At 61.6% G+C, this 12,853-nt stretch carries 11 protein-coding genes and 1 pseudogene; 7 read left to right on the top strand and 5 right to left on the bottom strand.

Annotated elements, in window-relative coordinates; all coding sequences use genetic code 11:
* Positions 1-153 precede the first annotated feature (153 nt).
* The 6 genes and pseudogenes from AB7G19_RS13385 (at position 154) to AB7G19_RS13360 (ending at position 4,783) form a co-directional block, all read left to right on the top strand.
* Entirely contained in the window at positions 154-498 is a 345-nt protein-coding gene (locus tag AB7G19_RS13385) for a response regulator (RefSeq protein ID WP_063982070.1), read from the top strand.
* A gap of 229 nt (positions 499-727) precedes the next feature.
* The gene (locus AB7G19_RS13380) at positions 728-2,257 is read left to right on the top strand and encodes an FAD-dependent monooxygenase (RefSeq protein WP_063982069.1); all 1,530 of its coding nucleotides are present in this window, start codon (positions 728-730) and stop codon (positions 2,255-2,257) included.
* Positions 2,258-2,398: 141 nt separating this feature from the next.
* Positions 2,399-2,830, top strand: coding sequence for an IS66-like element accessory protein TnpA (gene tnpA, locus AB7G19_RS13375; protein WP_231145760.1), 432 nt, complete (start codon positions 2,399-2,401; stop codon positions 2,828-2,830).
* Positions 2,827-3,183: an IS66 family insertion sequence element accessory protein TnpB gene (gene tnpB, locus AB7G19_RS13370; RefSeq protein ID WP_063980520.1), complete on the top strand. Its 357-nt coding sequence runs from the start codon at positions 2,827-2,829 to the stop codon at positions 3,181-3,183. The genes tnpA and tnpB overlap by 4 nt, the downstream gene beginning before the upstream one ends.
* A gap of 212 nt (positions 3,184-3,395) precedes the next feature.
* Positions 3,396-4,642 (top strand): annotated as a pseudogene (tnpC, locus tag AB7G19_RS13365) (IS66 family transposase); the annotation flags it as partial.
* Positions 4,634-4,783: a transposase domain-containing protein gene (locus AB7G19_RS13360; protein WP_354142353.1), complete on the top strand. Its 150-nt coding sequence runs from the start codon at positions 4,634-4,636 to the stop codon at positions 4,781-4,783. The pseudogene tnpC and the gene AB7G19_RS13360, both read left to right, overlap by 9 nt.
* A 399-nt stretch (positions 4,784-5,182) precedes the next feature.
* Here the strand turns inward: AB7G19_RS13360 and AB7G19_RS13355 are convergent, their stop codons facing one another.
* The gene (locus tag AB7G19_RS13355) at positions 5,183-5,965 is read right to left on the bottom strand and encodes an outer membrane protein (protein WP_063982067.1); all 783 of its coding nucleotides are present in this window, start codon (positions 5,963-5,965) and stop codon (positions 5,183-5,185) included.
* A gap of 111 nt (positions 5,966-6,076) precedes the next feature.
* Here AB7G19_RS13355 and AB7G19_RS13350 point away from each other — a divergent pair, with 111 nt between their 5' ends.
* Positions 6,077-6,679: a helix-turn-helix domain-containing transcriptional regulator gene (locus AB7G19_RS13350; RefSeq protein ID WP_063982066.1), complete on the top strand. Its 603-nt coding sequence runs from the start codon at positions 6,077-6,079 to the stop codon at positions 6,677-6,679.
* 433 nt (positions 6,680-7,112) lie between these two features.
* Here AB7G19_RS13350 and AB7G19_RS13345 read toward each other — a convergent pair whose 3' ends face one another.
* From AB7G19_RS13345 to AB7G19_RS13330, 4 genes are all read right to left on the bottom strand, one after another.
* Positions 7,113-8,471 carry a hypothetical protein gene (locus AB7G19_RS13345; protein ID WP_354100732.1) on the bottom strand — a complete coding sequence of 453 codons (1,359 nt, stop codon included), beginning with the start codon at positions 8,469-8,471 and terminating at the stop codon, positions 7,113-7,115.
* Between the two features lie 1,453 nt (positions 8,472-9,924).
* The gene (locus AB7G19_RS13340) at positions 9,925-10,191 is read right to left on the bottom strand and encodes a hypothetical protein (RefSeq protein WP_354102597.1); all 267 of its coding nucleotides are present in this window, start codon (positions 10,189-10,191) and stop codon (positions 9,925-9,927) included.
* A gap of 58 nt (positions 10,192-10,249) precedes the next feature.
* Entirely contained in the window at positions 10,250-10,441 is a 192-nt protein-coding gene (locus AB7G19_RS13335) for a hypothetical protein (RefSeq protein ID WP_063982064.1), read from the bottom strand.
* Positions 10,442-10,760: 319 nt separating this feature from the next.
* A complete protein-coding gene (locus AB7G19_RS13330; protein WP_187387994.1) occupies positions 10,761-12,623 on the bottom strand; it encodes an acyltransferase family protein in 1,863 nt (620 codons plus the stop codon).
* Positions 12,624-12,853 lie beyond the last annotated feature (230 nt).

The following is a 12,853-nucleotide window of genomic DNA, read 5'->3' as shown; positions in this document are numbered from 1 at the left end:
GCGGGTGCTTCCAGCGCGGGTGACCAAACTCGTCTCGATGATGTCATTGGCCAGTGTTTCGACATGTCAAACATCCCTCGTTCGACCACACCGTGCCGGAACTAACCCGAAGAGCGTCGCGTTCATTCCTTTAGTCAAAGGAACGTGCATGCGATGAGCCACACTGTACTGGTTGTTGACGACGATCCCGGCGTCCTCGACGTCATCGTGGGCATGTTGGAAGATCTCGGCTGCGAGGTGACAAGCGCCGAAAGCGGCCCGGATGCGCTCGATCAGCTCGGGCAGAACGAGAACATCTCCATCCTTATCACGGACATCAATATGCCGGGCATGGATGGTCACGAACTGGCCGAACTGGCGAAGCGGCTACGCCCGGGATTGAAAATCCTGCAATTATCGGGGCGCGAGCCGCGGCGCGGAGGCCTGCCAATGATCCGGAAGCCGTTTTCGTTCGAGGAGCTCGCCGACACCATGCGGCGAACCACCGGCGTTTGCTGAACGCAGAGCCCAAAAGAAAACCCGCGGCGGGGGCTCCCGCGCGGGTCGAACCAAACTCATGTCGATGATGCCATTCTGCCGGTGTTTTGCCCGACGTGTCAACGCGGCGAACGCGGAAGAAGGAGCCCTCCCTCCCACTTTGATATGTGGTGCGCAAGAGACTTGCTTCAAGCCCCCCGCCCTGCCGTAGAACCCCCGACCCAATGAACATCCAAAGCAGGGGGTCCACATGCCTGTATTGCTTCCGTCGTCCCGGCCGCGCGGCCGTTCCGAGCGGGCCGGCGCCAGCCGCGCGAGTCACCATGCCGTGGTGATCGCCGGCGGCGGCCCGACCGGTTTGATGCTGGCCGCCGAGCTGGCGCTCGCCGAGGTCGACGTCGCCGTGGTCGAGCGGCGCCCGGATCAGGAGCTCGTCGGTACGCGGGCCGGCGGATTGCACGCGCGTACCATCGAGATCCTCGATCAGCGCGGCGTCGCGGAGCGCTTCCTGCGCGAGGGGCAAGTCACCCAGCTCGCAGGCTTCGCCTGGACCAGGCTCGACATCGGCGATCTCCCCACCCGGCACGCTTATGGCCTCGCGCTGCGGCAGAGCCACATCGAGCGCATCATGGCCGACTGGGTCGAGGAGCTCGCGGTGCCGATCTATCGAAACTCCGAGGTGACGGGCTTCGTTCAGGACGCGACCGGCATCGACGTTGCGCTCTCCGGCGGCAAGACATTGCGCGCAAACTATCTCGTCGGCTGCGACGGCGGTCGCAGCCTGGTGCGCAAGCGGGCCGGCATCGATTTCGCCGGCTCCGATCCAACGCTCAGCAATCTCATGGCCGAAGTCGAGATGCGGGACGAGCCGGTATGGGGCCTCCGCCACGACGCCATCGGCTTTCATGGCCTCAGCAAAGCGGAGAGCGGTCGCGTGCTGGTCGTCGTGACGGAAGCGACGCTCGACCGCACCGGCGAACCCGGACTGCGCGATCTCAGCGATGCGCTCGTCGCAGTATTCGGCACCGACTTCGGGGTCCAAAACCCCGCCTGGATCTCCCGCTTCACCGATGCGGCGCGGCAGGCCGTGTCCTATCGCCGGGAGCGCGTGCTGCTCGCCGGCGATGCCGCGCATATCCATCACTCCGTCGGCGGGCAAGGCCTCAACACCGGCGTGCAGGACGCGGTCAATCTCGGCTGGAAGCTGGCGCAGGTGGTCAGGGGCATTGCGCCCGACGGCCTGCTCGACACCTACCACGCCGAACGTCATCCTGTAGCCGCGCGCGTCTTGCGTAACACGATGGCGCAAATCGCCATGCTCCGCCGCGGCGAGGCCGGCCTCAGGGCCGCGCGCGATGTGGTGTCCGACCTGCTCGCCATGGAGGAACCGCGCAAACGTTTTGGCGCGATGATGAGCGGGCTCGATATCCGCTATGATCTCGGCGAGGGACACGAACTGCTCGGGCGCCGGATGCCCGATCTCGACCTGATCGTCGACGGCTATCCACAGAGATTGTTCACGCTGCTGCACGGAGCGCAGGCGCTGCTGATCAATTTCGGCAAGTCCGGCGGCTTCGACATAGTATCCAGGGCTGATCGCATCAGAGTCATCAACGCCAGCCACGACGGCGCGTGGGAGCTCCCCGCCATCGGGCAGGTCGCCGCGCCCGAAGCGGTGCTGGTTCGGCCAGACGGGCACGTGGCGTGGGTCGGAGATGAAAGCCAGCGAGGACTTGAGGACGCGCTGATCATCTGGTTTGGATCGGCTGCCGCGGCGTAGCGCATGAGCGCCTCACCTAGAAACAAAAAGAGCCCGCGGCATTCCGCAGGCTTGATCGTAAGCGTCGTTCCGCTCCCACCTTTTCGGGGCAGATGGGATAGGCGAGTTTCACGATCTCTTTGAAGGGATCGGTTTGTGTCTATGTTTGACCATACGCTTAAGTCGGATGTAACGGCGCGCCGGCTGGAAGTGATCACGGAGACGGGACGACGTCGTTGGTTCTCCAAGGACGACAAGGCCCGGATTGTCGAGGAGACGCTGGTACCAGGCGCGGTCGTTTCCGAGATTGCCCGGCGACACGGGCTGACCCCACAACAAGTGTTCACTTGGCGCCGGCAAGCGCGCCGGGAGCCGGCGCCGATGGCTAACGATCCGCAGTTTGTACCTGCGGTGGTAGACGCCATGGCGCCGGTCGCGGTTGCGGGCCGTGAGCGCAAGACAGCGCGACGGAAGGCCAAGCCGGATGTTGGGGGCATCGAGATCGAAGCCGAAGGCGTCACTATCCGGGTCGGCCAAGGCGCGGACGTGGCGATGATTGCGGCCATCGTCCATGCGTTGAAGGCAAGCCGGTGATCGGCCCGTCCGGCACTGTCCGGGTGATGGTGGCAACCAAGCCAGTCGACTTCCGCAAGGGAATGGAAGGGCTTGCTATGTTGGTACGCGAGCACATGAAGGCCGATCCGTTCTCGGGTGCTGTTTATGTCTTCCGTGCCAAGCGCGCGGACCGGATCAAGCTGATCTTCTGGGATGGTACGGGTTTGTGCCTGTTCGCCAAGCGGCTCGAGGAAGGCGTCTTCCGCTGGCCGAAGATCGAGGATGGCGTGATGCGTTTGTCAGCGGCAGAATTGTCGGCGCTGCTCGAAGGGCTCGATTGGCGGCGTGTCCACGCGGCACGGGAGACGGTCGTCCCGACGCAAGCCGGATAATTGTGGGCCGCGCTGCGGCGAAGTGAATCAGAGGCATCGAGTACGTCGTCAGGCGGGCGCGAATATGCTCTGATTTGCCCGTGAGCGATAACCTTCCTGATGATCCCGAGACGCTGAAGGCGATGCTGCTTGCCGAGCGGCACGAGAGCGAGCGGCTGCGCCAGATCATCAAGGAATTGCAGCGTCATCGCTTTGGCCGGAGGGCGGAGTCGCTTCCTGAGGAACAGATGCTGCTGGGCCTCGAGGACGTCGAGCAGGTCGCGGCCTCTGCCGAGGCCGGTCAGGACGAGACCGCCCCGGAAGGTCGGGCGGAACGGGCGCGCAAGCGCCGCGTCAACCGCGGGGCACTGCCGGCGCATCTGCCGCGGATCGAGGTCGTCGTCGACATCGACGACAAGACCTGCCCCTGCTGCCAGGGCGAACTGCATTGGATCGGTGAAGACAAGAGCGAGCGGCTGGACATGGTGCCGGCGCCGTTCCGCGTTGTCGTTACCCGGCGTCCCAAATACGCCTGTCGTGCCTGCGAGGATGGTGTCGTGCAGGCCGAGGCTCCGGCCCGGCTGATCGAGGGCGGCCTGCCGACCGAGGCCACGGTCGCCCAGGTTCTGGTGTCCAAATATGCCGATCATCTGCCGCTCTACCGGCAGGCCCAGATCTATGCCCGCCAGGGCATCGCTCTCGATCGATCGACGCTGGCGGACTGGGTTGAGCATGCCGCCTTCCACCTGCGCTCGCTGCATGAGCGCCTTCTCACGATGCTTCGAGCGAGGTCCAAGCTGTTCGCCGACGAGACGACGGTGCCGGTGCTCGATCCCGGTCGAGGGCGCACCAAGACCGGCCAGCTCTGGGCCTATGCCGCCGACGACAGGCCCTGGGGCGGCCTCGATCCGCCGGCATCGCCTATGTCTATGCACCCGACCGCAAGGCCGAGCGGTTGTTCAGCCATCTTGCCGGCTACAAGGGCGTCCTGCAGGTCGATGGCTACACCGCCTATCCAAAGCTTGCCGAGCGCGGCGAGGTCGAGCTCGCCTTCTGCTGGGTGCACATGCGGCGCAACTTCTACGAACTCGCGACGGCGGGCCCCGCGCCGATCGCAAGCGAGGCGCTGAAGCACATTGCCGCATTCTACGCGATCGAGAAGGAGATCCGCGGCCGCAGCCCGGAGGAGCGCCGTCTCGTGCGTCAGCAGAAAAGCCGACCGCTGGCCGATGCCTTCGAGGCTTGGCTACGCGCCAAGCTGGCTCTCATCAGCCAGAAGATCAAGCTCGCCGCCGCCATCCGCTACGCTCTCTCGCGCTGGCAGGGGCTGACGCGCTTCATCGATGACGGTCGCATCGAGCTCGACAACAATACGGTCGAACGATCGATCCGCGGCATCAAGCTCAGTCGCAAGAACGCGCTGTTTGCCGGATCCGACGGTGGTGCCGAACACTGGGCGGTCGTCGCGTCCCTGGTCGAGACCTGCAAGCTCAACGACGTCGATCCGCTTGCCTATCTCACCGACGTCCTGACCAGGATCGTCAGTGGTCATCCGAACCGCGACATCGACCAGCTATTGCCTTGGGCCTACCGCACTCAGTTCCTCAAAGCCGTGGCCTGATAACGACGCTTACGCTTGATCTACATCAAGTTTTTGGAACCCGTGGTTGATGCGGCTTCTACCAGTTGGTGCTCATGTATTCTGCTGCGAACGCAGCCAAAGCTCTTCGTCGAAATCGCCCGTCGCGCCGAAGCTTCCAAGAACGCTTAGCCACAGCCGCCGGCAACGTAGCCGAGGCCGAAAGCACCCCGACGTCATTACCGGCCGAAACGACAAAGCCCGCCGCGGAGGTCCGGGCGAGCGTAATTCGGCATTCAATGTGATCGTGCAGGTCATTTTGCATATTCCAGCGCTAGGCGTTTGCCTGGATCCCATCGCACTTCGTGTTGCACGAGCGTTCAGGACAAACGAAAAAGCCCCGGCGATGCCGGGGCTTTGACGTCTGAAGTTGAGTTCAGATCAGTACTTCGCGACAACCGGACCGGTCCAGTTGAAGCGGTAGACCAGCGAGGTCGAGATCGTCTGATTCCAGCTGTTGGCGCGGATGCTGTTGCCGACCGGAACATTGCCAGCGTCGAACAGCTCGTCCTGGGTCTTGGCGTTGTAGAAGGCCGAACGATATTCGGTCTTCATGAACCAGCCGGGCGAGCTGATGCCGAAGAAGTTCAGGCTGTTCTCGACGCCGCCACCGATGAACCAACCGTTGCGGTTGTAGCTGTTGAGGTGGGCACCGACGGGAACGCCGGCGAGGTCCGTGAAGTTGGTCTGGCCGAAGTGGGCGCCCGAGTAACCGCCGTTGACGTAGGTAAGAACGTTCGGGGCGGCCAGCCAGCCGAGGCGCACACCAGCGGCCCACGACGTCTCGAGCTTCTGGGAGCCCGTGATCTGATTGAGCGGATCCTGGATGGTGGCGCGGATGCTGCCGAACTGACCGTCAGCGAACACGCCAGCGACCCAGGTGCCGCTGAACTGCCAGTCGTAACCGGCGCCCACGGTGCCGAACCAGCCCGAGCCGCCCTGACGCTGGGTGATCGTCAGCGGCGTACCGGAAACCGTATCCACAACGCTCTGGTCAGCATTCGAGAGGCCGCCACCGCCACCGCCAAAAATGTAGAAGCCGGTCCAGTTGGCGACCGGCGCCGGCATCGGAGCGTTCACGTAAGGGCGGGCAGCCAGGTCAGCGGCCGAGGCCGAACCGGTCATCGCCACAACCGCGGCGAGAGCGAGCAAAGTCTTTTTCATTGTCGAAATTACCCCAAGTGGAAGCGTCGTCGATGTCTGTGAGGTAATCTAGACGTATTGGCCGATAATGCTGTAGCTGGAAGGCCACAGTGACGGACAAACGCTCTGGAAATGCTGGCTGGCAACGAAGAAGACATAGCCAATTTAGTCCGCGACAATCCAGCGGCTATCGCCATCTATCTATCTGATAACTTTGAAGAAAACGAGATACTGAAGGCTAAGACGGCGCTCAGCCTCGTCACGCGAGCTCATAACGTACAGATCCTGGCACGGGACGCGGGCCTTCGACGCGACACCCTCTATAGGACGTTTGGCGGTCGAATCGACCCGCAGCTCAGCCGGGTTCTTAGGCTGCTCGAAGCGCTGAACGTAAAGGCCCGGGTTACGCCTGCGTCCGGGATCGCCAGCCCGAGCGCGATCGCTACACGGCTCAGTCAAGCCTTCGCTTTCGACGATCCGACTGACACCATCCGGGAGCTGAGCACCGTCGTCAAATCGCAGAACGTCACCTCGCTCGCGCGCGAACTCGGCATTATGCGGACGACGGTTTACAAGACGTTCGGAGGAACCGTCGATCCGCAGCTAAGCCGGGTCCTAAGTCTCTTTGAGACTTTCCGGGTCAGGCTGGAGGTCGTGCCGTCGACTGAGCCCAAGGCCAGGCCACCCCGTCCGAAGCTTGGTCGACCGCGAAAGACCCTGGTCGAGCGGCCTTAGAGTTTCTCAAGTTGAGCCCCGTCCCGGCACCTATATGCGGCCTCGTACGGGAAACTCTTTCAAGCCAGAAAACCCGCTGGCCTCGCATGATGTGCAGGACCGCGTCCTGCGACCAGTGCGGCGGCGGGCGAGTACCTCACGGTAATGATCCGCGAGCTTAGCAATGTCGAGCCAGACTGGGCGGCTTGTATAACCCTTCGACACCTCGCCAGCCTCGAAAGCGAAGCCCTTGAGATCGACTTCGCTCCCCCCTCTTTCCAAATAGGTGGTACTTTCCGAATGGGTGGAAAGCGTCAGCCCGTGCATTTCGGAATCCCTGCCCTGCGCTAGCTCCCCGGGACGTTGAGCCCGCTCGCTGATTCGTCATTGCGTAACCCAGAAGTTTCGCGGCTGCGGCCCGAGCAGCTCACGAGCGAACAAGCCATGGCGAAGGCTAAGGAGTTTGCCAGAGAGGCGCTGCTGCGTAAGTCAGCGACGCGCCTTCGACCACCGTAATTCCGCGGTTCTGGAACATGGCCGAGAGATCGGCTTCGGTTGCCTTCCCCGTCGCCAAAAGCTGATCCGTCTTGAAGTCGTCGACCACGAAGCTTTTGCCGGCTGCCCGGCAGATGAGGTTGTTCTTCATGCAGTAGACCGCCCCGGGGATCTTCGAGACGCTCACCGCCGCCGCGGTCATGGCGGCGGCGGCGGTCGCGTAGCGGGCGCGGAATTGCGGATCAAGCAGTACTTGGGCGCTTTCCTGTCGACCGGACAAGACCAACCGCAGCGCCAACGCGACAACCACCATCACTCGCGATCGGTTCAGGCCGATCGCCGCGGCTATTGGCGAAGCGGCGATCCGCGCCAAGGTCGCGCCGAGACCGATCGCGAGCGCGATCGTAAGGTCGAACTCAGCATTCCCGAAGACGCCATCGCCGAGCCATTGCGTGAGGCAGGAGGCCAGCGCAACAGCGGAATGCAGCGCCGTAAAGCGCGCGGCGTAGCTGGCCCGGTCGAACCACGCCCACGACCCCCACAGGATCGCCGCGAGTGCCAGCCATTGCAGATGCCCCAACTGGCTCACCAGATGCCCCACCGAATAGGCGCGAGCAGTGAGCAGATTGGCGAAGAACTGAGGTCCGAAGACAGCGCCGCAGAGGGCGAGCCCCGCCGCTGCCGCCCCGCCACTGATCAGCACGGGCCGTGCAGCAGAGCGCCAGTCGCGCAGGCATAGCCACAGAACGGCCGCCGCCGGGATCGCGATGATGTTGTGTTTCCAGAAGCCTGCCAGAACCATCAGCAACAGCGGCGGAAGCGCTGATCGGCCAGCCTTTTCTCGGGCGAGGAACCACACCAGGGCAGCGCCCATGATCGCCTGCCCCGCAATCTGCGGGTCGTTCGCTCCAACATAGAGGGCGGCATTGTGCGCCATCAGAGCGACGAACCACATCCCGCCGACGACGCCGGCAGAGAACGACCCGGCCAAGATCCTTACGGCCAGCGTGATCTCCACGGCCAGCGCTAGCAGCCCAACGAACGAGAGCACCCGTCCGACATAGAGATTGTCACCGAACAGCTTGCCGAGCTCGCCGATGACTAAGAAGGAAAGCGGAGGGTAGTTGTTAACGACGAGCTGATCGCTGCCTGGATAGAGAGGCAGCCCAGCGGCCGCGATATCCTGATGGAACGCGTTCCACGACTCGGTGAACCAAATCTCGATCGGGAATTGAGCCCGCCAGACCGGCCAAAGCAAAAAATACGACGCGAGCATCGCAAGGATGCCCACGCACAAAAAGCGCGTGTGACTATGCATTTCTCAGCCCCGCCGGACGCTACTCAACCGGCGCGCGAACTGCAAGTCCTTCAATTGAACACGGGAGTTTAGATCCTGCGTCGGAAGCGAGCACCCTCTGGTCGTATCGGCAAGCTGTCGCGCGAGAGCAGAGATTAGCCCGCAAAATAGAGGTTCAGCGGCAAGCCTTGCTCGACTTGCAGGAGGCCGCTGCGTCTCTTGTACGCGCGACTTCGATCGGCTCACTTCACGACATCACGCATCTCACCGAAGCTCGACCCACAGGTCGGCAACAATATCGTTGCGAGTGTCCTGTTGGAGGTTACGTGGTGCGAAGCTGGACAGCCACTCGAAGTCACCGTCTTCGGGTATGTAAAGCGGGATATCGCTGCCAGGCACGACCTCAGCGGGTCGCTCAAAAATCACCCCTTTAACGCGCTGGGACGGGAGATTGTCGCAAAGTATAAGAGAGAGAATCCAATGAAAGCCTATGGCGACATTCGTTCACCGCGGCCGCTCGATGCGCCTGCGTATCTCGACGGTACTATGACGCGCGTCGAGATTGTCTCGGAGAGCCTCTGGTCGTGAACCAGCCGGTCTAGATTCGTTAGTTATCGACAACAATGCGGGCCCGTCAGCTGACACTGGCGGGCCGCTAACTGAAGCAGGCTTGTTCTCACAGCTTTCTACCCATTCGGCTCTGTACGGAGATTTCCGATCGGTGTTAAGTTGGCACGCGATGATCTTCAGAAATCCTCAGGCCGTCATTACGTTGATGGGCATTGGGGCCTGTTTTGGTCTGATGCTCTGGCTCCTTGCAAGCCTCTGGCCGGTTTTGCTTGCTCTCGGTGGTTGACGATTCCTTTGCTGAAAGGCGGTGCGTCATGGACTGTCTCAGCCTTGTTATACCCGCCGCAATTGGCGTGCTGGCCGCTTTGTTCTTCATTAGCCACAGTAAGATTGATCGGCGGAGACGGTGATGCAATTACCGCGGGCCCGCATGTGTATAGAGGGCCCGCCGGCTCACGCTGGCGGGCTCTTCGTCAGTGGAATCGCGGTCTAAGCCGTTGAGCTGACTCTCGTTTGATCCGGAATAAGCCAAAACGATTCACTGCAAGAATCCCCGCCGGCGTCACGTCGGCGGGGGGCTGACACTAACGGGAGGCGGAGAGAATGATCTTTTGGGCGTTCGTTTCGAATTTGATGGTGGTGGTCTGCGTCTTGGCGGCAAACTACCTAGATCGCCGAGCTATTGAGGCCGGGGCCTCTGGTCTGCGGTGGCGCCGACATTAAGGCCGCCTCAGTTGGCCTACTTGCCGGTTTTCGACACTGTCTCGCGCCGAATTGGCACAATGCTGCACATGCCAAGGAAAAGAGTCCCAGCTATGTTGGGTGATGCGTGAGGAATGGGGTTTTCGGTTTTTCATCTGCGCGGCCGGGGCCATACCAGTCGTCGTAGTGTTCATTCTGCTATTCAAAAAGTAAGGCCGCGTCGGTCGGCGGCCTCTCTACTGATCCCTCTTGAGCTTGCGCCGGCCCCAATGGGGCTCCTTTCCCTTCGGGTTAAGCTCGGGACGTGGTGCCGGTTCAATGCCCGCATGATGCCGATCCGAGCGAACATCGTCGGGCCGCCACCTTCCGCCACCAGGATCAAGGCTTCCATCGCCGCTTGCCACTCCGGTGCGGCGTGCTCCTTCTTCGGTAGCGCGGCGATGTACTCGCCGGCGTCGAGGAGCGTCACCAGAGTGCGTTCGCCAATCTTGACCGGATCCTCGAAACGCCGACCCAGCCTCGTTCGGTCATTCCTTCCGCTTCAGCTCAGGTCCCGCAACAGCAATGGCGTGTTCAACCTCGTCGGCCAGAACTGTCAGATGCTCGGCCAGCCTTGTGAACAGTTCTCGCTTCTTGGGTTCAGTAGCAAGATCGCGGATCAAGGCGCACTCGGCAGCATCCGTGCGGAGCTTTTCTAACTGAGCCTGCATGTCCTTCATTGCGATCGGTTCCGTTCCCGATGAGGAACTATACCGCTTTGGGCACAAGTGGACAGAACTGATTGCCGGTTTTTCCTATGCTCGTGATCACCGTGGCGACCCCATTACCGCCAAGGTAACTCCAACGGCCCCGGCCTTCACACCTCAAAAGCCATGCCGGGGCCGTTTTTAAGTGGCGATAGCCCATGCCACCGATAGGCCCATCCCTCGCCGCCGCTCTGTTCTCTGCCTTGGTCATGGCCCAAGATTACGAGGGAGTCGGACAAGGAGCCAGCCGCCGGATTTCGCAGGGCTGAAGCGGTCGAGCCCAAGCTATAGGTCAATAGGCTAGCGCTCGTGGACCCCAAAGCACCTTATCGATCACCGTCGCCATTAGAAGAATAGATGCGCGGTCAGTGAGGTGAACTGTATCGCTTGAGGTGAGATCGGCCGCCGTTGGTCCAATTCTCGTCAAACACCCCCGATGGTCGCAGAGTGCATCCCGTGCCGAGATGAACTCAGCTCCAAGCTGTTCCAGCTTCGCCCGCATGGGGGCATCCTGCCAATTCAGGGAAACTCCTATATTGGATCTTTCGGGGATCAATTCCTGATGTTGCAAGTAATGCAAAATGACCTCCTGCGGTAGGCCGCGCCGCCACACCGGCACGGGACCGAGGACCACTATACGGGCGTGAGTGCGCTGTTTCAGGGCCGCGACAATGCCGGCCACGCCATCCAAGTTTAGACCCCAGTAGGCATGCAGCAGCACAACCTCCGGGTCCATCTTCACCGCGATTTCGAGCACTCGTGCATTGTTTTCACGGCAATTCGCAGGGCCGTCCAGATCGGGCATGCAAGAGCTGGCAGTGAATTGCGCAATGCCAAATTCGCGCGTTTCTTGGGCTCGGCGCAGTCCAGGCAGAAGCGCACCGGCCGTCGAATCGCCCCATAGGAAAACCATCGGGCGCTTGCCGTGATCGACGCACGTTTCGGCGTAATCTGTTTTTTGACTCAGATCGAGAAGGCATTCGCCGACTCGCCAGCCAGAGCCATCCGTGCGGATGGAAGCTATCGCTCGGACCTGCGGAGGCAACCGCCCGTCAAAGCCATCCGATCGAACCACAATTATGCCGGCGGCCGCGATTGCCATCATCCCCGCGACTAGGCCGCAGGTCTTGAGTGGTTGGCTGCGGCCGAACCGGATTGGAAATTCAATGAACCGATAGGTCACCCATGCCAGCAGCAAGCTGAGGCTGATGACTAGGCCACGCTCGATTTCGGTCAGTGAGGCGGTTTTGATCATCGCGAAGTAGACAAGCAGCGGCCAGTGCCAGAGGTAATGCGGATAACTGATCAAACCACCCCACACCATCGGTCGGCTGGCAAGAATGACTCGGCACCCCCACGCGCCGGGAGACGAAAGCACAAGCAGCGTTCCGATAACGGGCAGCGCAGCCCGCCAGCCAGGAAATGGAGTGGCGCTATCGAATAGAACCACCGTGCAGCCGATCAACAGTGCGCCTGCCAGTGCTCGAATGTCCTGCCATCGCCCTTCCGAGGCCTCGCGACAGCCCAAAGCAAGCGCTGCGCCCGCGAAAAGCTCAAAGGCTCGGGTGACCGGCAGATAGAAAGCCGCAATGGGGTGATTGCCGATCAGCGCCAAATTTAGCGCGAATGAAGCCAAGCCGAGGAACAGCGACGCCCGGAACAGGCTTAGGCCTTTGCGGGCAAATACAATTAAAACCAATGGCCAGAAAAGATAAAACTGCTCTTCGATGCCGAGCGACCATAAATGCAGAAGTGGCTTCTTCGCCGATTCCACGTCGAAGTAGCCGGACTGCATCATGAGCGCGATATTGGCAGAGAACGCCGCGCTCGCCGCCGTGTCGATGCCAAGTTGCCGATAGGCGTCTGGAAGCATCAACCTGTAGCCGAGGGCCAATGCGGCGGCCAGCACAACCAGAAGCGCCGGGAATATTCGGCGAGCTCGCCTTGCGTAGAAGCCAGCCAGATCGAAGCGGCCCGCGCCAACGTCCCGAGCAATAATGCCCGTGATCAAGTAGCCGGAGATGACGAAAAAGATGTCAACGCCAATGAACCCGCCTGGGAAGGTGGACGGATAGGCGTGGAACAAGACGACCAGCGAAACCGCGATGGCGCGGAGCCCGTCAATGTGCGGTCTATAAATAGCTTGATTGCCCATGTCCCAGCGCCCGGCCAGCGCCCCCAGAAACATTGGGCAATAAAGCGTAACGAGCACACAAGGGCAACCATTGCGCGAGCGGGACTATTCCGGGGGCGGAAATCGACTAACTGGCAGGTGCTGCGCAGGTCTTTTCTATCAAATTGGTCAGCAGGCGGCCCGCGACGTTCATGTCCTCTCGGCCTGCGCTGACCAGCAGTCAACTTCAGGCGGGGCAGCACCCACGTTTC

Origin of the sequence: Bradyrhizobium sp. 215_C5_N1_1 (genome assembly GCF_052075935.1) — a bacterium.
GTDB classification, from domain to species: domain Bacteria; phylum Pseudomonadota; class Alphaproteobacteria; order Rhizobiales; family Xanthobacteraceae; genus Bradyrhizobium; species Bradyrhizobium barranii.
The sequence above is the reverse complement of the archived record's forward strand: the minus strand, read 5'-3'. Positions and strand labels throughout refer to the sequence as shown.